The organism is Planomonospora alba (assembly GCF_039534085.1).
GTDB classification, from domain to species: domain Bacteria; phylum Actinomycetota; class Actinomycetes; order Streptosporangiales; family Streptosporangiaceae; genus Planomonospora_B; species Planomonospora_B alba.
On record NZ_BAAAUT010000005.1, the window covers coordinates 57378 to 78440 of the forward strand.

General features: G+C 68.7%; 15 protein-coding genes and 1 pseudogene. 1 reads left to right on the forward strand and 15 read right to left on the reverse strand.

What is annotated here, in order from left to right:
• Positions 1 to 245: 245 nt before the first annotated feature.
• From ABD823_RS04105 to ABD823_RS04120, 4 genes are all read right to left on the reverse strand, one after another.
• Complete coding sequence (locus tag ABD823_RS04105; protein ID WP_344856048.1) at positions 246 to 701, reverse strand: SRPBCC domain-containing protein; 456 nt, start codon at positions 699 to 701, stop codon at positions 246 to 248.
• A gap of 51 nt (positions 702 to 752) precedes the next feature.
• Complete coding sequence (locus ABD823_RS04110; protein ID WP_344856050.1) at positions 753 to 1091, reverse strand: ArsR/SmtB family transcription factor; 339 nt, start codon at positions 1089 to 1091, stop codon at positions 753 to 755.
• Between the two features lie 230 nt (positions 1092 to 1321).
• Complete coding sequence (locus ABD823_RS04115; RefSeq protein WP_344856052.1) at positions 1322 to 2032, reverse strand: ArsR/SmtB family transcription factor; 711 nt, start codon at positions 2030 to 2032, stop codon at positions 1322 to 1324.
• Positions 2033 to 2087: 55 nt separating this feature from the next.
• Positions 2088 to 3248, reverse strand: coding sequence for an NAD(P)/FAD-dependent oxidoreductase (locus ABD823_RS04120; RefSeq protein ID WP_344856054.1), 1161 nt, complete (start codon positions 3246 to 3248; stop codon positions 2088 to 2090).
• Between the two features lie 225 nt (positions 3249 to 3473).
• Here ABD823_RS04120 and ABD823_RS04125 point away from each other — a divergent pair, with 225 nt between their 5' ends.
• Positions 3474 to 4139: an ArsR/SmtB family transcription factor gene (locus ABD823_RS04125; protein ID WP_344856056.1), complete on the forward strand. Its 666-nt coding sequence runs from the start codon at positions 3474 to 3476 to the stop codon at positions 4137 to 4139.
• Positions 4140 to 4410: 271 nt separating this feature from the next.
• Here the strand turns inward: ABD823_RS04125 and ABD823_RS04130 are convergent, their stop codons facing one another.
• From ABD823_RS04130 to ABD823_RS04180, 11 genes and pseudogenes are all read right to left on the reverse strand, one after another.
• On the reverse strand, positions 4411 to 5613 hold the full coding sequence (locus ABD823_RS04130) for an RNA polymerase sigma factor (protein WP_344856058.1): 1203 nt from the start codon (positions 5611 to 5613) through the stop codon (positions 4411 to 4413).
• A complete protein-coding gene (locus tag ABD823_RS04135) occupies positions 5610 to 5951 on the reverse strand; it encodes a YciI family protein (RefSeq protein ID WP_344856060.1) in 342 nt (113 codons plus the stop codon). The genes ABD823_RS04130 and ABD823_RS04135 overlap by 4 nt, the downstream gene beginning before the upstream one ends.
• A 427-nt stretch (positions 5952 to 6378) precedes the next feature.
• The gene (locus ABD823_RS04140) at positions 6379 to 7578 is read right to left on the reverse strand and encodes a hypothetical protein (protein WP_344856061.1); all 1200 of its coding nucleotides are present in this window, start codon (positions 7576 to 7578) and stop codon (positions 6379 to 6381) included.
• Positions 7575 to 8426, reverse strand: coding sequence for a phosphate/phosphite/phosphonate ABC transporter substrate-binding protein (locus tag ABD823_RS04145; protein WP_344856063.1), 852 nt, complete (start codon positions 8424 to 8426; stop codon positions 7575 to 7577). The genes ABD823_RS04140 and ABD823_RS04145 overlap by 4 nt, the downstream gene beginning before the upstream one ends.
• A gap of 13 nt (positions 8427 to 8439) precedes the next feature.
• On the reverse strand, positions 8440 to 9561 hold the full coding sequence (locus ABD823_RS04150; RefSeq protein ID WP_344856065.1) for an acyl-CoA dehydrogenase family protein: 1122 nt from the start codon (positions 9559 to 9561) through the stop codon (positions 8440 to 8442).
• 1573 nt (positions 9562 to 11134) lie between these two features.
• A complete protein-coding gene (locus tag ABD823_RS04155) occupies positions 11135 to 11899 on the reverse strand; it encodes a hypothetical protein (RefSeq protein WP_344856067.1) in 765 nt (254 codons plus the stop codon).
• A 112-nt stretch (positions 11900 to 12011) separates the two neighbouring features.
• The gene (locus ABD823_RS04160; RefSeq protein ID WP_344856069.1) at positions 12012 to 12479 is read right to left on the reverse strand and encodes a hypothetical protein; all 468 of its coding nucleotides are present in this window, start codon (positions 12477 to 12479) and stop codon (positions 12012 to 12014) included.
• Between the two features lie 436 nt (positions 12480 to 12915).
• Complete coding sequence (istB, locus tag ABD823_RS04165) at positions 12916 to 13689, reverse strand: IS21-like element helper ATPase IstB (protein WP_344856071.1); 774 nt, start codon at positions 13687 to 13689, stop codon at positions 12916 to 12918.
• An 83-nt stretch (positions 13690 to 13772) separates the two neighbouring features.
• Positions 13773 to 15284 (reverse strand): annotated as a pseudogene (gene istA, locus ABD823_RS04170) (IS21 family transposase); the annotation flags it as partial.
• A 155-nt stretch (positions 15285 to 15439) separates the two neighbouring features.
• Positions 15440 to 16192, reverse strand: a complete 753-nt coding sequence (locus ABD823_RS04175; protein WP_344856073.1) for a hypothetical protein — start codon at positions 16190 to 16192, stop codon at positions 15440 to 15442.
• A gap of 243 nt (positions 16193 to 16435) precedes the next feature.
• Complete coding sequence (locus ABD823_RS04180; RefSeq protein WP_344856075.1) at positions 16436 to 21061, reverse strand: DEAD/DEAH box helicase; 4626 nt, start codon at positions 21059 to 21061, stop codon at positions 16436 to 16438.
• Between the last annotated feature and the right edge of the window lie 2 nt (positions 21062 to 21063).

A 21063-nucleotide genomic window follows, 5' to 3' on the forward strand; every position in this document is an offset into this window, starting at 1 on the left:
TAAGGACACTGCCAGGCAAAACGAAATTTATAATAATCTTTTGAATAATGCGCCGCTGTGGATCAGTCACCGTGCGCGCCCGCGGAAATGATCCGATCAAGGAAAGGCGGTTGGAAGCCGAATGCAATGTCAATTTTCGGCAACAGTCAAGAGCGCGACTGGCAGACGCTGCCAAGCGGTCCGCTGCACGCCGCGACGGCCGGGCAGGTCAGGGCATGCAGGAAGAAGGGAGCAGGCCGTGACGGCTAAGCCGAGAGAGCCGACTGGAGACGCCCCAGGATCAGAGACCATCCCGACCGGTGCGCCAGATAGTGGCCCATGAGCATCGGAGAAAGGTTCTCCCAGCCCTTGTGCGTCATTTCCACACGGGTCAGCGAAGGGCCGAGCGGCTTGAACACCAATTCGACCTCGGTGAACGCAGGACCCTGAATCACCTCCCACGTGAAAGCCACCAGAGCCGGCGGCTCCCAGCGCAGAATACGACCCCAGTCGCGTTCCCTGCCGTCCTGCAGGACTTCGTAGATCCGCCCGCCGACGTGCTCTTCAAGACAGACGTCCTGAACGTTTCCCGGCTCGATGGCAAAGGAATCAATGGGCCACCATGTCACCAGTCGCCTGGTGAAGGTTCCGAAGGTGCGCTCCTGATCCGCCTCAACCGTGACGGCGTGACGGATCGGCTCCACCCCAGTCGAGCTTTTCATCGGCGTGACCCCAGCGAACGTCGGAACGGCGTTCCCAGTCTGCCAGATCCGTCAACTCACCGCTGACTCATCGCGCACTTGCGTATCGACACCCTCGACAGCGTCACGCGCCCTCATCATGCTGTCGCGCCACAGCGACTCGACGAGGTCGCGAAGCTGCGCCAGGGCCCCTTCGCTGGCCCGGTAGATCCGGCGGGTGCCGTCACGGCGCTCGACGATCAGACCAGCGTCCTTGAGCACCTGAAGGTGCTGGGAGACCGCGGAGCGGGTGACGTCGAAATGCTCGGCGATGCGCCCCGCGGGCAGCTCCTCAGTGGCCACGAGGCGCAGGATCGCACGCCTGCGAGGCTCAGCGATGGCTCGCAGCACGTCATCGAGGTCCGCGCTCATGGCTTCGATTCTAGCCAGTGACCTGCGGACCGCCGCGCTCCATCGCCTGCCCGGCCTCCCTTGCGGCCGGCCGGGCCCCCGCAGGGTGACGCCCGGCTCCATCGTGGGGGTGCCAACTCGCCCACCTCGCATCCGCCGACAGGACCTGGCCGAGGGCGGTTTGACCGAAGATTAATCGATCATAAGCATCCACTTCCGTTAGCGTCAACTGTCATATTGGCCGGCGGCTCCTACGCGCTCCGCGCCACGGCATGGACGTACTCGCGTGGGCGCTGGGGCGGAGCATGGCGCCGCGTTTCCTGGGATTCCACCGGAAGACGGTGCAGGCGCCATTCCAGCATCCCCTCCTCCAGCCGGCGTGCGCATCGGCCATGCGCCCTGAGCAACCAGACCGCCTCCTGGGCCAGGAGGCAATGAGCGCTCCGGCAGTAGGTGACGACCTCGCTGCCCACGGGCACTTCGTCGACCCGGGAACGGAGCTCTTCGAGAGGTACGGAGATCGCTCCGGGAAGGTGCGCGGAATGGTACTCCACGGTCGGCCGTACATCGATGAGCACAGTTCTGTCGTCCCACAGTCTGCGGAGCAGTTCCTCTCGGGTGACGATGCCGGAAGACTGCGCCGAGCCGACGTGGCCGACGCTCAGGACCTCAGCGGCGGCCAGGCGGTGCTGGGAGACCTCGCGGAGGACGGCGTACAGGGAGACGACGTCGTCACCCGCGAGCCGGTAGTAGATCCGTGTGCCCTCCCTCCGGCTGCACACCAGCCCGGCGTCCCGCAGCACCTTCAGCTGGGCGGAGGTGTTCCCGATGGGAACGTTCGCGGCGGCGGCCAGATCCTCGACGTTGCGCTCTGCCTGGGACAGCAGATCGAGCAGATGGAGCCGGACGGGGTTCGCCATGGCCTTGGCTACGCGGGCGAACCCGGCAAGCACGGTGCTCATCTTATGCGGAGGCATTTCCCACCATTTCTCTTTCGAACCGAGGATGAGCGCGGGGCTAGACGTTCCACCGCTTGAGCCAGTCGGCCTCCTGATCGGCCTTCTCCTGGTGGAAGCGGGCAGAAGGCTCGTACAGCGTCACCTGGGGCGCCGGCGGCTCAAGGAAGTTCCCCTCCCCCTTGGCCGCCTGGTGGCCGCCCAGTTCGATGTAGCAGGACCCGTACCCCGTGAACCACGGTTCCGGAGCCACGTAGCCGAGATGGCGAGCGACCCCGGAGGCGATCACGTCCGCCGCTCCCTCGGCGAAGACGGCCGCCTTGGGCAGCGGCTTGCCGTTGGGCAGTGACAGCAGCGTGGCATCGCCCAGCGCCCATACCCCGTCGATGCCGGTGGCCAGCGTGCGCGAGTCGACGGAGATCCATCCCCCGCCGCCCATGCCCGCCACCGCGGCGGGCGGCCGGTGCGGCGGCACGACGGCCAGCAGGTCGAATCCCTCCCGGCTCCCGTCCTTGAAGATCAGCTCACGCGCGTCACCGTCGACCTTCTCCACCGCCCGCTGCGCGAGGAAGCCGATGCCGTACCGATCGAGCATGCCGACGAGAGCCCGACCGACGGCGGGGCCGGCGACGGGCATCGGGAGGGGGTCCGGCGTGATCGTGTCCACCCGGACGCGATCGCCGACCCCCTCCTCCCGCAGCAGGTCAGCGGCGAGGAACGCGGCCTCGAAGGGAGCCGCCGGGCACTTGAAGGGCAGTGCGGCGATCAGCACCACCAGCCGGCCCTCACGCAGGTCGCGCAACTTCCCGTGGAGGGAACTCGCGCCCTCCGCGGTGTAGAACTGCTCGGCGCTTCCCGCCTCGATCGCTTCGGCCAGCCCGGGAGTCAAGGAGGGGGCCAGGTCCGCACCCAGCGCGATCACCATGGCGTCGCAGTGGAAGTCCCCGGCGTCGGTGCGGACCACACGCCGCTCCGGCTCGATGAGCCTGACCGACGCTTCGATCATCTCCACGCCGGGGAGCGCCGCTGCCGTGGGCCGGACCCGGACGTCTTCGGCGGCGCGCCATCCGCGCATGATCCACAGCAGGGACAGTCCCAGGGTCCCGTCGAAGGAGCGGTCGATGAGAAGGATGCGGTCGTCGTCCGGAAGTCGCTCGCGGAGGCGGCCGGCCACGGTCAGCCCTCCGACGCCTGCCCCCAGGACTGCAACGGTCTTTGACATGGTGCAGAGCTCCCGCTGTACCTAGACGTGATCATCTTTTCGGTGCGGACACGCGAACTTGCAGCAGAGGAGCCATGGATCCGGCTCGGGCGCGTCGCACCGTCACGGACCGGCTCAGACGTTGTCAGCGGCTACTTGACGAAGCAATGAACACGGGGACATCGACGATCAAAAACGATATACTCCTCCATGGATCCATTAATCCATTGCTCCTTGGAGGATTATATGGTGGGAGATCCACGTAGGAAAGCCTCCCTCTTTGACCAAATCGCCCGGGTCGGTAAAGCTCTCGGTCACGGCAAGCGCCTGGAGCTCCTCGACCTGCTCGCACAGGGGGAACGGAGTGTCGAGATCCTGGCGCAGACCGCGGGTCTCGGTGTGACGAGCACCTCGGCTCACCTCCAGACCCTGAAGCAGGGAGGACTCGTCTCCACCCGCCGGGAGGGCACCCGCGTGCTCTACCGCCTGGCAGGTGACGACGTCATAGACCTGTACGCGCGCCTGCGCAATGTGGCCGCCACGCATCTTGCGGACGTCCAGGCCGCCGTGGCGGCCTACCTGGGGGAGCACACCGAGGAGATCACCCGGGACGAACTCCTCCAGCGTGCGGCCGCGGGACAGGTCACCGTATTGGACGTCCGGCCCGTCGAGGAGTTCGACGCCGGCCACATCCCCGGAGCCGTCTGCATCCCGATCGACGAGTTGCCGGACCGGCTGAACGAGTTGCCGACCGACACCGAGATCGTCGCCTACTGCCGTGGCGCCTACTGTGTGTTCGCCCCGGAGGCGGTCCGCCTCCTGACCAGTCACGGCATGAACGCCAAGCGGCTGGCCGACGGCATGCTCGAATGGCAGGTGGCGGGGCTGCCCGTGGAGAGCGGGGGCGAGTGAGCGACCCGCCTCCGGAGGAAGGGCCTCCTCGGTGACACCGCACCCGACCTCGCCGCCTGGTGCCACCTGACCGGGCATGCCTGTCTCGGGCCCGTTCCCTCCGGCCGGCCGCCCTACGCCCTGCGCGTCGGTGCGGCGGCGCGGGACACCGTGCCGGACGCACCGTGGCGTCTCGCCTGATCCGGATTCGAGCACGGCCCCGCCCCGTCCGCGCAAACACACCGGACGCCTCCGGCCGCCGGTATCCTGCCAGGCCGTGTCCCGGCTTCTCCTACACCCAGCCGAGCCGTTCCTCCAGCAGCGCATGCTGAGCGGGGTTGGCCGTCATCGCGAGTGCGCGCCGGTCGGCGTCCTGCGCCTCCGCCGGGCGGCCGAGGGCACGCAGCAGCTCGGCACGTGCGGCGTGGTAGAGCGGATACCGGTCGAGGTCCCCCTCCAGGCTCTCCAGCTCCTTCATCGCCGCCTCCGGCCCCGCGGCGTACCGCAGGGCGATGGCCCGGTGCAGTCTCGCCACCGGTGAGGGCGCCAGATGGAGCAGCATGTCGTACAGCACGACGATCTGGGGCCAGTCGGTGTCCTCCCAGCGGCCGGCCTCGGCATGGCAGGCGACGATCGCGGCCTGCAGCTGGTAGGGCCCCGGCCTTCGATGAGAACGCGCGGCCCGGGTCAGCAGCGCGGTCGCATCCGCGATGGCAGCGCGGTTCCACAGCGAGCGGTCCTGGTCCGGCAGGAGTACCAGCCGGCCCGACGCGTCGAACCGGGTGGCGGCTCTGGCCCGGTGCAACCGGATCAGGGCGAGCAGCCCGGCGGCTTCCGGCTCGCGAGGCATCAATCCGGCCAGCAGCGCCGCGAGCCACTCGGCGTCGTCGACCAGGCTGCGGGAGTGCGAGCGTTGGCCGCCGTTGGAGAGGTACCCCTCGTTGAACATGAGGTAGACGACGGCGAGGACCTCGTCGAGGCGTTCGGGTACCTCATCCTCGGCCGGGAGCCGGTACGGGATGCCCGCACCGGCGATCTTCTTCTTCGCGCGGGACAGCCGCTGCGCCACGGTGGCCTCGGGCTCCAGGAACGCAGCGGCGATCTGTGCGGTGGTCAGGCCGCACACGACCCGCAGAGTGAGCGCGATCTGCGCCTGCCGTGACAGCGCGGGATGGCAGCAGGTGAAGACCAGCCTGAGCCGGTCGTCCGGATCCGGCCGCGGAGGCCAGCACAACTGGGCGAGTTTGTCGCGGTAGGTCATCTCACGACGCAGCACGTCCAGCCCTCGCCTGCGGGCGACGGTGAACAGCCACGCATCCGGCCGGTCGGGTATGCCCTCGGCGGGCCAGCGCCGCAGCGCCGTCTCGACGGCGTCCTGAACCAGATCCTCCGCCGCGGAGAAGTCGCCGAGCAGAGACATCAGGGACGACGCGAGCCGGCCCGCGTGCTCACGCACCACGCGGGCCAGCACGTCGTGTGCGACATCGGCGGTCATAGCGCCGGCCGTACCTCCACGACAGGGCAGGCCGGCCAGGAGCGTGCCATCCGCAGCGCCTCGTCCAGGTCGTCGAGTTCGGCTTCGACGTAACCGCTGACGACCTCCTTGCCCTCGAGGAAGGGACCGTCCGTGACGATCGGCTCGTACCCGCTCTCCAGCCGTACCGTGGTCGCGGCCGCGGCGGGATGGAGCTGGGTGCTGTGGGTGATGCTGGCGGCATGCTCGGCGAACCAGCGGCCGACCTTCTCGAACGCCGCATCGCGTTCGGCCTGGTCCTTGGCCTCCCACTCCTTCCTGTACTGCTCCGTCTCCACGAACATCAACACGTACTTCACGTGCACCACCTCCTACCCCTTAGACGAACGGCGGCCGACCGGATTCGACACATCCCCGAGGCGATGTGGCTCACCCGTCGCGAGCGCCTGCGCCGCGTCGTGCGGATCCGGACGGAGCCCAGGAGCACGCCGTTCTCCGGCATCGGCCTACCGGACCGCTCCCGCCGGACGGCCGCGACCGCGTCCGCCGGGGCCGGCGCGGCGCGGACTCCGCCGGACAGTCTCACATGTGCGCGCGGTGGAGGAGGGAAAGACGGTGAGATCGCCCTGCGGCCGGGCGCGGTGGCTCCGTCGGCGCCTCGGGCGGCCTGGATCCGCCTATGTCAGGGTTTCGAGCCGGTGGCCGAACACGTGCGGCCACCGGCATCGAGGGCACCCGGTGGAGACGTGGCCGCGGTACCGCAGAGGGACCGCGGCGACCACGGGGCTACATGAAGTTGCGCGTGTGCAACGCGGACAGTTCGGCGGCCTCGTCATGCGGGAAGCCGAGACGGACAAGCCTGTGCTGCCGCCCTTCATCCATCTCCGCCTGCAGCCGCTGAACGGCCGCGTACCCGCGCTCGATGCCCTGAGGCGTCCATTCGCCCGCGGCCAGGACGACCAGCGCGTCGAACACGTCCTGGTTCAGCCCGGAGTTCGTGATCAACGTCTGGTGCCGGTGCTCCACCGCGCTGCGGAGTCTGCCCCGCAGCGAGGAGTCGACCGCGGACTGGTGCTGCAGGTGGGCGACCCCGAATGCGACGTGGCGGGCTTCGTCCTGCCGGGCGAGCCTGACCACCTGGCGCGTCACCGGATCGGGGGCGTGCTTGTCCAGGAAGGTCAGCAGGTTCAGGAAGCTGCCTTCCCCCAGGACGGAGAGGAGGAACGAGGCGAGCGAGAAGTCCGGCTCGGTGAGCAGGGTCGTGAGCGACTCGCGGCCGCCCACGGAGGAGGTGCCCATCTGGCCTCCCGTGAGCAGCGCCCGGCGGGTGAAGACCTCGACGTGCCTGGCCTCGTCCGCCGCCTGAACCGCCAGCAGCTGGAGGACCTCTCTGAAGTGCGGGTGGACCCGGGCGAGCAGGCGGGCGGGCACCACGAGGGCCGCCTGCTCGTTCTCCACGAGGAAGGTCATGACCTGCACGACCGCCTGCTCGATCTCCGGCGGGATGCTGAACTCGGCGTCCCAGCTCACGGCCTTGCCGGGATCCCACTGCGCAGCTGCCGCACTCGCGTACAGGCTCGGTGCGATGTCGGCCCACACGTAGTCGCGCTCCACGAGATCGGCACTGATCTCCGGTCCGCCCGGCTCGACGAGCGCCCCGCGTGCCGCCAGTCCCCAGTGGAGTTCGGGTCTGGCGACGATGCCGCTCGGAGCCGGCCCGCCCGCCCGTTCCGCGTGAGCCCAGCGATCGAGGTCGGTACGGCCACGTGTGACCCACGCACGGACGTCGTCATCGGCGTCGTCGGCGCGCCGAACCGGATGTCCCTGTTTGCGGCACCATGCCTCAAGATGGACCAGGAGGGCGGGGTCCCGGCCGGTGACCGCCAGTTCCGCCCCCGGATGCAGTCCGTGCAGCGCCCGCTGCACGAGCAGGTGCGCACCGCGCTCGAAACCGAGCTCCCCGAGGTCCAGGAAGTGCCGCGTCATGGCGCGTATCCCGCCGCCGTGACCGCACCCCGCCCGCTGTAGAAGCCGCTCTCGTCGACGGCGGCCTCCAAGGCGGCGTATCCGCTGGTCCGGCCCGGCTGCCACACGGTCAGGCCCTCGAGGTCGAACAGGGGACGTACCTGCGGGTCCGCGTACGACATGGACAGGAGCAGATCACCGAAGCGGCGCATCACCTCCTCGGGCACGGTGTCGCCGACGGTCAGATTGCAGTGGTCGAAGGGCGCGGTCTGCGCCAGCACCCGTGTGCTTCCCGCCGCCAGCGTGCCCTCGCGCCCGAACAGCAGGTGGTTGGAGTCGATCATGCATGCCGCGGCCACTTCACCTGCCATCAGTGCCCTGGCAGCGTCCCGTTCGCCTCCGATGTGGTCACCGTGCAGGCCGACGCCCACGTCGAACCTGCGGATCGAGACGTCCACCCCCGGCCGCAGGCCGCATCCGGCCAGGAATGAGGACGGGATGAGCGTGGCCTGCGGGGAGTCCACGGCTCCGACCGCGATGGTCTCACCCTTCAGATCCGCGACGTCCTTGTACGGCGAGTCGCTGCGGACCACGATCACGGAGGTGAGGTCCCGGTCGGTGTCGCGCATGACGAGGGGCGTCAGCCGGCGGTTCGCGGCTTCCGCCAGGCGGCGTGCGCGGATCCACGCCAGCGGTGAGTTCCACGCCGCGTCGATGCGGCCCGCGACGAGGTCCTCGACCTGCCGCTCGTAGTGCGAGTAGAGGACGAAGTCGAAGGGGAGCCCGTGCTCGGCCAGCCATGCCCGGAAGCCTCCCCAGATGGTGACCACCTTGGGGTCGTAGGCGACGGCGCCCATCACCAATGTCATCGTGGCGTCCTTTCTAGAACAGGGGCATGCCGAGGGTCGCCCGGCCGACGAAGTCGTGCAGCGCTTCGGTCGTCGGGGCCATCACGCGGGCGGCCAGCGCGTCGCGGAACAACCTCTCCACGCCCGTCTCCTTGCGGAAGGCCGATCCTCCGCACAGCCGCATCACGCCGTCGGCGACCTCCGCCGCCGCTTCGGCGGCCACGGCCTTGACCTGGAGGACACGCAAGGTCGCGTCTCCGCGCCCGCTTCCGAGCGCGGCGAGGGTGTCGCCGATGAACGCCCGGACCGTGTCCATGCGTGTGTGCAGCTGGGCGAACCGGGCCCGCTGCACCGGTTGGTCGGCCAGGCTCTGACCGAGGTGGTCGAGCCGGGAGCGGAGCAGATGGTCGTGCGCCTTGGCGACCAGCGCTTCCATGAGTCCCAGAGAGAAGGAGGCGTTCAGCACCAGGAAGTACGGCAGCCCGGTCTGCAGCGCGATGTCGAGACCGGCACCGTCGTCACCGAGCATGGCCGACCGCTCCACCATGACGGCTTCGCCCGCGATCGGGTTGGAGGCGTTGCCGCGCAGCCCGAATCCGTCGAACGGCCCGCCGACGTCGAGTCCCGGTGTGTCCTTGCGGACGAGCCAGATGCTCATCGGCCCGTCCGCGTCCAGCGGACGGCTCGACCACACATAGCTGTCGGCTTCCCCGGCCGCTGTGACCCAGCTCTTGCGTGAGTCCAGCCGTACCCGGTCCCCCTCGGCCGTCGCCGTACCGAGTGGAGCCCAGAAGTGGCTGCGGGAGCCGGCTTCGGAGAAGGCGAGGGTCGTGAGGTGCTCGTCTCGCGCGATCTCGCCGCGCACCCGCTCGTCACCGTACGCCTCGATCAGCGCGGTGGCGGCGTAATGCATGAGCAGCACCATCGCGGTGGAACCGCAGACGCCTCCCAGACGCTCGATCACCCGGGCGGCGGCGGGGAGTCCTTCTCCCCTGCCGCCCACCTTCTCCGCGCTGATGAGCCCGAGCAACCCTTCTTTGGCGAGAGCGTCCATGCTGGAACGGGGAAACGTGCCCGACCTGTCCGTCTCCGCCGCCTGGGGAGCGATCACGGTCTCGATCACCGTCTCCAGCGAATCCATGTAGTCACCGGTCATGAACATCACCTTTCGAATCGGAACGGCCACTGATCACCTGGACCCGGCCTGGCACTCACCGCACTTCACGGAGCGAAGCCGACCATTCGGCCCGAGAAAGCGCCCATGACGGATTCAGCTCCCATCCCATCCGACAGAAGAAGCGATCGTCCTCCTCATCGGCACGTCAATGAGGACCGGACGATTCCCAGGAGAATCATCATCGGCCGACCGCGCCGTAATCGATCAGGGATCAATCGCACAGGGATAAGGTCCGACAGGGATCACCCACTCCATGGACTGAACGCGTCAACCTCGCGACACAAACGGGGATCGAGGGTGTATCCCCAGCTCGCCTCAGCCCTTCAGGAGTTCCAGACACCCGGTGGGCACATATCGAGAATAAAGGGATCGATTTCCAAGGAGCACCCCGCCACAGGGACGCAAGAGCTTAAACGTCTCATGATCTCATTCATCCAAAAGGGCCTACATGATCCCCAGCCGCAAAGGAACGGGTTCCACCTATTGGATTGTCCGACGAAACGTCACGACCGACAGAAACAGCGATCAACCGCACACAGAGCGTACGCCCAGCCTTCCGTTAGCGTCAACTGTCAAAAATTGTTCGCGTTTATCGGAGGCCGGCCACCCAGATCCGGCGCAGATGCTGCGGCGCGAGAGAACCCACCGAAAAGGAAAGCCGGAATCTTCTTTCCGTACGCCCGATACTGGATTCGTCGCCACATCCACCTGACCGATGACCTTCAGGCGGGTGGCGGCAGGCGAGGCGGTGACGCCCCGAGACAGGAGCAGAACATCCAGGTTCTTCAACCGGTTCCCCCGGCGGAAGTCGCCAAGGTGCCGCCCGGCGCGCCGTATCGGAGCCGACCGGCCCGTTGCAGACCGCCCCGCCGCCTCGCCGAGATCGATCCGTCCGCCAGCACAGCGGTCCGTGCTCCGCCGGCGACACCGGCCGGTGATCGGCGACTCGCCCGGTCCGATGTCCGCCCGGCATCGGACGAGGATCGGCACCGGCGTGGCCTTGCGCGATACGCGCCCCCCTGGGGATCCGGGGAGCGAGCAGCCGATCGCAGGCCGAGGACCGCCATGCCGGGCGAGACTCGCGGCTGCTCACGATCGGTCAGCCGGTTGCCTTCCGTGAACAGGCGACGGCCGCTCCAGCGCGGCCGTCGGCACCGCTCCTCCGGCTCTCACGGACCGGTGACGGACCAGAGATCCGAAACGCCCGTCAGAGCCGGTTCGCGGAATCCGGCATTTTCAGCGAACGGGCAGGCCGGTGACCGCGCGGCCGATGATCAGGCGCTGGATCTCGCTGGTGCCCTCGAAGATGGTGTAGTTCATCGACCTGCACCACGCCTACCTGCGGCAACACGCCGATCAGCCCGCTGAGCAGCGGTTATGCCTGCACCTCTCACCCACGGGTGCGCGGTGTCTTTCACCCTCTGGCGGAACAGCGACGGAACAGACGGTACACGGCCCCGTCGCGGAGCCCACAGCAAATCACTACTCAGTGTGATCGGAACATCCGATCCCGGCATGGCCCCGTCGACTCCCGTAGCCGGGCTCTCGCCCGCTACGCCAGGCCCCGGCCGAGCCCGGATGAGGGATCGGCCGCCTCGACGGCCCTCAGCTGCGCGGCGATCGCAAGAGACTCCTCCGCCGCGTCCGCACCCGGATGGTGGATCCACCACCCGGTCCCCCAGCGCAGGACCTTGCCGTAGAGGGTCAGGACCAGGCCGCCCTCGACGTCGTCCGCCGGGACACGCACCGACCGGACCAGCGGAGCACCCTCGGAGACGGACTCGTAGGTCCCCCTGCCGGGCACGTAGCGTTGGACGGGCTCGTCCCAGCAGTCGAAGAACGCCCACTCCCCCGCCGCGGAGACGTAGCAGAGAACCCGCCCGCCGACGACCAGGCCGGGCGCCCCGAAGGCCGCCTCGACCTCGTCGCGCCGCATGTCCCGCTCCCCGAACCGGCCGCGCACCTCGCCGATCAGGGCGTTCCACGCGCTCTCACCGAGCACCCGGCCGACCTCCAGGTAACCCAGCCGGTGGAACTGCTCGGCGTAGACCGACGCCACCTCCTCCACGCAGCCGCGGTCGCGGCCGAACATCGCCGCGAACGGCCCGTGCACCCCGAACTCGCCGTAGCGGCCGGCGAACATCCCGCCGACCGCGGCGAAGTCGTCGTCGCGCTCGTCGACGAAGCAGAGATTCTCCAGGAGGGTCCGGCCGACGGTCTCCATCTCCCGGCCGTCCCGGGCGTACATGCGGGTGCGTGCCATCACCCGGGGGATGGTCTCCAGCCAGCGCTGCCGCAGCTCGGTCGCCGAACGCACCCCGTCACCCTATCCACCGAGGCAGCGCCGGGCGGTCGGGCGGTCGGCCGCTCGGCACCGCCGCCCGCCGCCGTCAGACGGACACCGGGCACGCCCATGAGTCCCGCGGCGCTCACCCGCCGGTCCCGATCAGCCAGCGCAGCAGGCGGGCGTCGCCCTCGCCGATCCTCCCCTCCACCGCGGACAGCAGCTCTTCCAGCTCATCGCGGATCCCGTCGGGGCACCCCTGGTAGGTCTGTGCCGCGTCCCGCGCGCACCAGGCGGAAAGATCGGTACGGGCCCGCAGGCTCAGCACCTCGTCCGCGTCCCCCGCCAGGAGCAGGTCCGCCCTGACCCGGGTCCAGGCGTCCCGGTCGGCCAGGAGCCGGTGGGCGGCCTGCCGTACGTGACGGGGACGACCGGCGCCGAGCAGCGCCCACAACCGCTCCACCGGCACCCCCGGACCCGAGGTCCGCACCGTGGTGAGCACCGCGCGGACCACCACCGGCGCGGGGTCCTCCAGCATCGCCGAGACATCGGCGTGCGCCCAGCCGGCGGAGGGTCCGTACGGCCTCGGCCCGCACCCGCGGCCTCGGATCACGCAGATAGGGAAGGACCAGATCGGCGTCGGCCGCGACACCGCAGTCGCCGAGCCCGGCCAGCAGCCCGCGCGAGCCCCCCGCCGCCGGATCCGACAGACTCCGCCGGTAGAAGCCGGCCGGGTCGCCACCCGCCCGGCGCACCGCCCACTGCGCGGTCAACCGCATCATCGCGGAACCATCCGCCAGAAACCGCGGCCCCGCCTCGGTACGGCCGAGCCGCACCAGCGTGGTCAGCGCCTCGACGCGGACCCGCGCCGAAGCACACTCCAGGAGCGGTTCCATGATCTCGGGCCGGCCGTGCTCGACCGCCTCGGCCGACAGCGCCCGCGCGCACCGGACGTGGGAGACCACGTCGGGCTCGTGCAGCTGTGGACGATCTCGTTATTCCCCAGCCCTAACTTCACGTAATTCCCCAGGGCCTGGCTGGCTTCATGTCTAGCTGATGGGCGTGGCGCTTGTCTTGCCGGCGCCGTTTTGGGGCCGCTTGTTCGGCCGGTAGCTGGGGCCGTTCATGATGACCTGATGGCTGGTGTTGATCAGCCGGTCCAGGAGCGATTCGGCAACGACCGGGTTGGGAAAGAGCGGATACCAATCGCTGGGAGCGCGGTTGCTGGTGACGATCAGGGACCGGCCGCGGCGCTCGCTGACCAGCTCATAGAGATCGTCGGCTTGGGTGGCGGTGAGCTGGCGCATCGCGAAGTCGTCCAAGATGAGCACGTCCGGGCGAAGGAGCTCGGCCAGACGTTTGTCCCAGGTGCGGTCGGCGTGCCCGCCGGCCAGCTCGGCCAGGACGCGGCTGGTCTTGGCGAAGCGGACGCCGGCGCCCTGACGGATGGCCAGATGCCCCAGGGCCTGGGCGATGTGGGTCTTGCCGACCCCGACGGGACCGAACAAGATCACCGATTCTCCGGCGTGCAGCCAGCGCAGCGCGGCCAGGTCCCGGATCTGCGCCGCGGGCAGCTTGGGCGAGGCGGCGAAGTCGAACTCCTCCAGCGTGCTCTGCTGCTCGAACCGGGCCCGGCTCAACCGCCGCTGGAAGGCGACGCTCTCCCGGCGGGTGATCTCGTCGTGGCAGAGGACCTGCAGGAACTCCAGATGCCCGAACTCGCCGCCATGCGCCTGGGCCAGCCGGGCGTCCAGGGTCTCCAGCATGCCGGACAACTTCAGCGTCCTCAGGGCCTCGCGCAGACCGGCATCCAGAAAGCTCATCGGCTGGCCCCCTCAGCCTCGTCATGGCACTGGCCCTGGCGGAGGCCCTCCGCCGTTCCCGGGAACTGCACGGCCGCGAACAGCTGCTGCGGACCATGCAGGAAGCCGCCGGCTCCGCCGTCGCCGCCGGTCTCCGGTTCCGGTTCGCTCTCGGTGCCGGCCACCAAGATGCCCTTGATGGTGCGGTAGGAGGGATCACCGACCGTCATCGCCTTGGCGCAGGCGGCCTCCAGCCGCCCCGGCCCGTACTTGGCGCCCAGGCCCACCACCCCCTGGGCGGCGCGCAGCCGGTAGAGGGCGTTGACCTCCAGCAGATGATCGATGACCGCGCGGCAGGACCGGCCGACCTCCTCGGCCCGGGCGCGGCACCAGACCGGCGTGCGCATCTGGAAGGCGATCTTCTCCGGCGGGTAGTCGCCCACGTCGGTGCGCTTGCCCTGCTCCAGCGCGGCGTGTGTCTTGACCAGGGCGCCGTCGCAGAAGATCTGCACCATGGTGGCGGTGGAGCGCACGTCGACGCGTCGGCCGATCAGTTTCCACGGCACCGAATACAGGGTGCGGCCGACCTTGACGTGGATGTCGGGCCCGACGGTGGCCGCCGACCAGCGGGCCAGCGTGAACGGCCGGGCCGGTAGCGGCAGCAGCGCCCCGGCCTCGACCGCCTCGAACACCGTCGCGGGGGCGGCGCCGCCCAGCGGGCGGCACTGGCGGCGGCCCGCGACCTGCATGCACCAGCCGATCGCCTCGGTCTGCATGTGCTCGATCGAGACGAACTGCCGCCCGCGCCAAAACGAGTCACGGATGTAGGGCATGGGCCGCTCGACCTGCGGTTTGTCCTTCGGTCTGCCTGCGCGGGCGGGGTCGACCAGCGCACCGTAGTGGGTGGCCAGTTCGGCATACGCCTTGTTGATCTTCGGGTCGTAGAGGTCGGGCTTGTCCACCCCGGTGCGCAGGTTGTCGGGCACCAGCCGGCGCGGTGCCCCGCCGAAGAAGCCGAACGCCTCCACGTGCGCCTCGGTCCAGGCGTGCTGGTCCAGATGGAGCACCGGCCGGACGAACATGTGCCGCGAGCAGGGCAGCACCATGACGAACGCCCAGATCCGGTGCCGGGTGCCGGTGCGCGGGTTGGTCCACTGGCCCAGGAAGCCGTAGTCGATCTGCGCCTCGGCTCCCGGCTCGATCTCCTGGCGCAGGACCGTCACCTGCGAGCGCTGCGCTTCCTCGGGCAGCGTGGCGTGCACCCAGCGGCGGAAGGAGGAGATCGACACCTTCAGCCCGTGCTCGTCGCGCAGCCGCTGATGGATCGTGGTGACCGTCACCGTCCCCAGCAGGCCCTTGATGTAGTCGCGGTGCTTGTCGATCTGCGGCCAGGTGATCTGCCGCAGCGCGGAATCGGCGAGCTCGGGAAACCAGCGCTTGACCAGCGCGGCCCAGTCGGCCTGGCTCATCGGCGGCCCGCCCGGGGTGATCCCGGCGGCCTCCGCCGCGGCCAGGTACTTCCTGACCGTCTTGCGGTCCACTCCCAGCGAGGTGGCGACCGCGCTCTTGGAGCGGCCCGCGTACCAGTGGAGGTAGATCTCGGTGATGTCGACCACGGTGAACGTTCTCCTTGCCATCCGGGCTGTCCCTCGATCGCTCGACCACTGAACGAGGGAAGCGTGCCGTTATCTCGATGGCCAGGACCCCGAAACCCGCCACCGTCGTCCCCATGGGGAATTACGTGACGGCGGGGGTGGGGAATTACGTGACGCTACGGCAGCTCAAGCTGGGGAATTCTGTGATCGTCGACAAGGGCCGCCTCGACGAGCTGCTCCCGGTCCATCCGCCCCGCCTGCAATGCGACCTCGAGGACGAACCGCCGGGCCCGCAGGTCCTCGCTCCGTCGTACGGCGTGCAGCGTCCCGGCGTCGGCGCGCAGCACCGCGTCGCGGACCAGGTCGGTCAGGGCCTGGCCGCGGTGCCGTTCCCCAAGCCGCACCGCGACCGGGACGACCGCCCGCAGCGCCGCCGCGTCCGCGCCGGACAGCGCCTCGGCCAAGGTCCGCAGCGCCCGCCGCCGGACCGCGCCGACCCAGTCGACGGTCCGGATCGCCAGCACGGGCGCCAGCCTCGCGTCCACGCGCATGGCGGGGTGAGCCAGCGCCTTCTCGCGTTCGCGGCCGTCCCGGCCGCAGGCGGCCAGCAGGACGGCGAGCGGGTTGCTCATCTTTGCCACGGCCCGCGGCGTGCTCCGCGGGCCGTGGTAACCGTACGTCCAGGAGCGCAGGGCCGCGTCGAGCTCGATCCAGGTCCTCGGCTCCGCGCCGGCCAGGACGTCGAGGGCCTGCTCCGCGAGGCCGGTGTCGGAGACGACGTTGAACAGGGCGCAGGAGAGGTCGTCGAGGACGGCGCGGCTGCCCCGCCCGCCCGCGAGGACCAGCCGGTGGATCGAATCCGTGATCGGGTCCCCGGGCGTCTCCTCGTGTCCAGTGAACCGCCGGAGCCCATCCGTCGTGCCTGTCATCCGGACATCGTTCCACTCGATGCGCTCCGGGTTCGACCCGATATCACCCCGATCTCCTCCGGCCTCGCGGAATCCGGAGGACATCACCTCCATCAGGTCCAGATCGCTTCGGCAACATCGTGACCGGTCTACTCGACCGCCGGACCTGGCGCCTGGATGGTGGACGGCCCGCTCTTCGACATCCGTGTCGCCGTCCTGCTTCAAGGAACGAAACATCAAGCTCCACGGAGATCCAGTAGTCCTCTACTCGAGAAGGCGCACGAACGCACCGTTCCCGATCAGGTGGGACAGGACCTGCTGAGCCGCCCCTCTGCTCAGATCTTCATGGAAGGACTGATTGCGATAGGCACGCAGACACCCGTAGCACGAAGTCTCCGCACCGCAGTCACAGGCTGCGACCCGCTTCAGAGCCGCCTCCACCACCTGATCAAAGGCTTCAGCGATACGCAGGACACTACCCGCTCCTCCCGGGACGGTGTCGAAGATGACCAACCCGTCTCGATAGAGCGTACCGTCGATATCGTCACGGTTGATTTCCAACCGCTCAGCGGCGCCCTCAAGAAGGGCGTACAGCGTCGAACGCCAGTGTTGACCGCTCGTGTGAGCCGGAGCGGCAAGCGAGTCGAAACTCAGCTCGAGGATGTCCGTCTGATAGCGATGCCCCAATGATCGCTGCTTCGGACGCCCAGAACATTCACGGCCGTTGAGGGGGTTTGTATGAGACTTAGGAAGTTTGTTCGTCCAGCCACTCCCCCACCCGCACCAATCACAGATCATGTAACCGGCCCCGCTGGGTCCTTCTGAAATCGCGATGAGCTCTCCGCGCGGGCCGGCCTTGGCCGTAACGGTGCCACCCGATGCCGTACGCCAACGCTGCTCAGTCACTTCGGCAGCGAGAGAGAGAACATACGTCGCACCATTCCATGAGCGTTTGGGAGGTGTCATGGCGGGCTTGCAGGTAGCACTCTCCGCGACGAAGCCGAACTCGGGAACGCAGTACTCCCGAGGTGCCGTCAGCATCACATGCCCACATGCGGGACAGGTCGGCTCCAGACCGGCTCCTTCCCAGTAGTGACGACACTGGGTGCACACGAAATATCTCGCGCTGATCAGTTCCCGGTTGGGCAAGCGGTAGAGGCCGCCGGACCGCCACAGAAGACCGCCTGCGACAATCTCGGAGCCGGGAGCATACTCATAGATGGCGGAAGAGAGATCACGACTGAGTTCGAGTCTGTCTCCGATCGGAGTGTCCGTATAGGCCGTGCGCAATTCGACGGTGTCCACCGGGAAACCGTACTTGGGCAGCACGTTGTGGTTGGCGAGAAACCCGATCAACGGCCGTCTCGTCAGGGTGTTGATGGTGCGCTGATAGCGATCCGCCAAGCGGTAATTGCGGGCCACTGCCGCCGCTTCGCGTCGCTGGTCGAAGCTCTCGACGTCCTGAGCCAGCTCGGCGCGCATCTTCTCCAACAGTTCGCACAGTTCGTCCACCCAGGTACCCGCCGCCATCCCGATCTTCTCCTGTACCGACGCGGGGATCACCTGCCGTAAGGATGCAGCGATGTCCGCGGGCACCGGGGTGAGAAAGCCCCGGACCCGGGTGCAGGGTGCCGTCTCACCATCGGGAGCGAGGAAGAAGTCCCCCGCGGTGTTCCAAGTCTCTCCGGTGGTGGCTTTGGCCTGCCGGAGGAACGCGGCAAGCGCAATCGAGTGGGCGTGCCGTCGATCGATGCGTTCATTGCCCAGCGGCACGTACGGCGCGCGCACCTTACCCGCGATCATCGTTTCCGGCTCGGCGTACCGGGACAGGTCGTGTGAGCGCCGCTGCGCGTAGGTGACCACAAGTGCCGCAGAGTCGGCGCGGCGGCCCGCCCGGCCGGCGCGCTGGATGTAGTTCGCCGTGGTCGGCGGCATGTTGCGCAACATCACGGCCTGTAGCTCGCCGACGTCGACACCGAGTTCGAAGGTAGTGGAGCACGACAGCGCGTTCACCTCACCATTGATGAACTGCTGTTGGATGGCCGCAGCCTCCTCGCCGGTCCACTGGGCGGTGTGCTCGCGGGCGGTCAGCGGGACCGGTTCCATGGACCGGTACATGACCCGGTAGTGATTGTCGTCCTTCTCCACATCGGGAGTAGTGAATTCGACCAGGGTGCCCATGCATCCGATGGTGGGACAGACGCCCCGGATGGAAACGTGGGCGACCCGACGGCACAGATCACATTGGTAAGCCGTGGCAACAGGCGTCAACAGGAGCCGTCCGTGATCTACCTGGCGAACTTCACCAAGCTTGGAGGGTGCCGAAGACGAAATCTGGAGCCACCCATCCGGTTGACTGGTGATCACTCTCCAGCAGCCTGCGAGCACCTTCCGCTCGTCCTGGCCGGACCCCAACGCGGCGAGCAACCTGCGGACGTAGTCGAGGCGCTGGTTGGTGCCCTTGGTCGGCAACCAGCTCAGCACCTTCTGCTCAGATCCGTCCTGCCGGACGAAGATCGGACCACGACGGGGGTCGAAGGCCTCATCGCGTGGATCGACGTCCTCGGGCATGGTCAGCACACCCTTCTGACGGAGCGTCCGTGTGAGTTCACCGAGCAGCGCCCAGCCCTCGACCTCTGTCAGTCCGAGGGAGGACAGGGCTGGGGGGAAACGCCAGCCGGGTTCACGGTCGAACTCGACACGCATGAGACCGAGTCCTTCGAGGGATTGGCGGTCATCCATGGCGACCAGTTCCTGCATGATCCACAGGGCCACATCGCGCTGACGCTGCTGCTTGGACGCCCTACGTTCGAAGACTCCTACTGCGACTGCCGCCTTGTCGACATGGTGCACCAGATCGTCAATACCCGCAGGCTCACCGTCACGAGTAGCTCGCGTCAGACCGCTGAGGATGAGACGTCGGCGCTGAATCGTCGAGTAGCTGTTCTCCAGATAGGGCGCGAAGAAGGCAGCGGCCTGCCTGCTGTCGCTGAAGGTCAGCAGTTTGCGACCGCTACCGGGCTTGTCCGCTGCTTCTTCGTCGCGGTCCGGCGGGAGCGCACCGTAGAGCGCGGTGGCAAGTACGGCTGCCGCCGCTTCGTTGCCGCTCTCGAACTGGCGGATCATCCCGGTACCACGAGCACCACAGGCGAGGCAGCCGGTGGGTGAGCTTTCCCTGGTCTTGAGTTTACGGACCGGCCGGAGCAGGGTCTCCCCGCATCCCTCCCGCCCGCACTGGGCAGGTCTGTTTCCGTGAAGAGCACCGCATCGCGGGCACAGGTACCGTTCCTCGGCCGAGGCGTCAGCCACCTTCTCCAGGGCCTCGTCGTCCTCGTCGGTCAGCTCGGGTGCTTCACCAACGAGCAGCCATGTGCGTACTTCGTCATGTCTGATCCGCGGATGGAAGCCATCTCCCTCCGGGCCACTCCGAACTGCGCCGATGAGATGGATCGACCCGCACCGTTTACAGGTGCCGAGTTCGAACATAGCTCCCTGGCAGGAGGCGCACACCTCGTGCCGACTCAGCGAGACGTGCGGGCCCGCCTGGGTCAGGCAGGTGAAAGCGCCTTCGGTGGCCCGGGCGAACAGGTGGTACCGGGCCGACAGGACCGGCGAGCCGGAGCGGTCGCGGACCCGGCCGCCGACCGCGACCAGCGCGGCGAGCGTCCGCGCGCCGTCGTCCGGGAACAGCAGCCGCGCCAGCTCGGTGAAGCCGCGCGGGCCGTCCGCGAGGGCGCCACGCAGTTCCGCCATGTTCCGCTCGTGGGCGAGGGCCAGGCCCGGGTCGTCGAAGGCGGTACCGCAGGCGGCGGCGTGCCGGAGCAGGGCGCCGGACGGATCGTCGGAGCCGACCAGTTCCCGGTAGGCCTCTCCGGGCAGCGGTCCCCAGAACGGGCCGGACGGGGTGGGCACGCGCGTGGCGCGGACGAGGTCCTGGCGGCCGGCGTCGGTGCCGTCCCACTCGAAGGGCACGTTGAACAGCTTGGTGGCGAACTCCATGACCGCGCTGGGCTCGTCGCCGACCGTAGCGCTGGTCGCGATGCACTGCAGCCGTTCCCCGTCGCCAACCCGGTCGTGCAGGCGGCGCAGGAGCATGCCGAGCTCCTCGGCCTTGGCGCCGTCGTAGACGTGCGCCTCGTCCAGCGCGATGAACTGCCAGTGCCCGCCGTACGGGCCCTGGAACAGGTCCAGGTCGGCCGGGCGGAGCAGGAGGTACTCCAGCATGGCGTAGTTGGTCAGCAGCAGGTGCGGCGGGCGGGCGCGCATCTCCTCGCGGCTGAGCAGCTCGTTGGGCAGACGCGGCTGCCCGCGGTGGAGCCGGTCGTACAGGGCCTGCGCGTCCCCGCTCCGCTCCCGGGTGTCGCCGGTGTAGCGGCCGAAGGTGATCTGCGGTGCGGCGGCCAGCAGTCGGCGCAGACGTTTGAGCTGGTCATTGGCGAGAGCGTTCATGGGGTAGAGCAGCAGGGCCCGCACGCCCGGTCCGAGTTCGCCGCGCGCGTGCTCGGCGGCCAGAGAGTTCAAGATCGGCAGCAGGAAGCTCTCGGTCTTCCCCGATCCGGTGCCGGTCGCCACGACGAGGTTCCGCCCGGCGGTGGCCTTACGCAGGGCCTGCTCCTGGTGCAGGTAGAGCGGCCGGTCGAGTGGGAGCTCGGGACCACCGAGGTCGGCGAAGCCCGGGGTGAGCACTCCCTCGCCGATGAGCTGCCGGAGTGTGGCCCCGGTCTGATAGGGCGGAGTCGCCTCCAGCAGCGGTCCCTTGGTCAGCATGGGACTACCGCTGATCTCGGCGGCCAGCGCCTCGGCGATCTCCGGATCCCGGACCGGCAGGATCGACTGAAGATAGCGCCGATAGGTCGAGGCAATGAGGCTGCTCGTGGCCAGGAGGTCCACAT

What these genes read in the sequence shown, in the direction of transcription:
- ABD823_RS04120 (WP_344856054.1), bottom strand. Translation starts at nt 3,248, where the DNA reads ATGTCAAAGACCGTTGCAGTCCTGGGGGCAGGCGTCGGAGGGCTGACC.
- istB (WP_344856071.1), bottom strand. Translation starts at nt 13,689, where the DNA reads ATGAGCTTTCTGGATGCCGGTCTGCGCGAGGCCCTGAGGACGCTGAAG.
- ABD823_RS04175 (WP_344856073.1), bottom strand. Translation starts at nt 16,192, where the DNA reads ATGACAGGCACGACGGATGGGCTCCGGCGGTTCACTGGACACGAGGAG.
- ABD823_RS04115 (WP_344856052.1), bottom strand. Translation starts at nt 2,032, where the DNA reads ATGAGCACCGTGCTTGCCGGGTTCGCCCGCGTAGCCAAGGCCATGGCG.
- ABD823_RS04130 (WP_344856058.1), bottom strand. Translation starts at nt 5,613, where the DNA reads ATGACCGCCGATGTCGCACACGACGTGCTGGCCCGCGTGGTGCGTGAG.
- ABD823_RS04110 (WP_344856050.1), bottom strand. Translation starts at nt 1,091, where the DNA reads ATGAGCGCGGACCTCGATGACGTGCTGCGAGCCATCGCTGAGCCTCGC.
- ABD823_RS04145 (WP_344856063.1), bottom strand. Translation starts at nt 8,426, where the DNA reads ATGACATTGGTGATGGGCGCCGTCGCCTACGACCCCAAGGTGGTCACC.
- ABD823_RS04140 (WP_344856061.1), bottom strand. Translation starts at nt 7,578, where the DNA reads ATGACGCGGCACTTCCTGGACCTCGGGGAGCTCGGTTTCGAGCGCGGT.
- ABD823_RS04125 (WP_344856056.1), top strand. Translation starts at nt 3,474, where the DNA reads ATGGTGGGAGATCCACGTAGGAAAGCCTCCCTCTTTGACCAAATCGCC.
- ABD823_RS04150 (WP_344856065.1), bottom strand. Translation starts at nt 9,561, where the DNA reads ATGACCGGTGACTACATGGATTCGCTGGAGACGGTGATCGAGACCGTG.
- ABD823_RS04105 (WP_344856048.1), bottom strand. Translation starts at nt 701, where the DNA reads ATGAAAAGCTCGACTGGGGTGGAGCCGATCCGTCACGCCGTCACGGTT.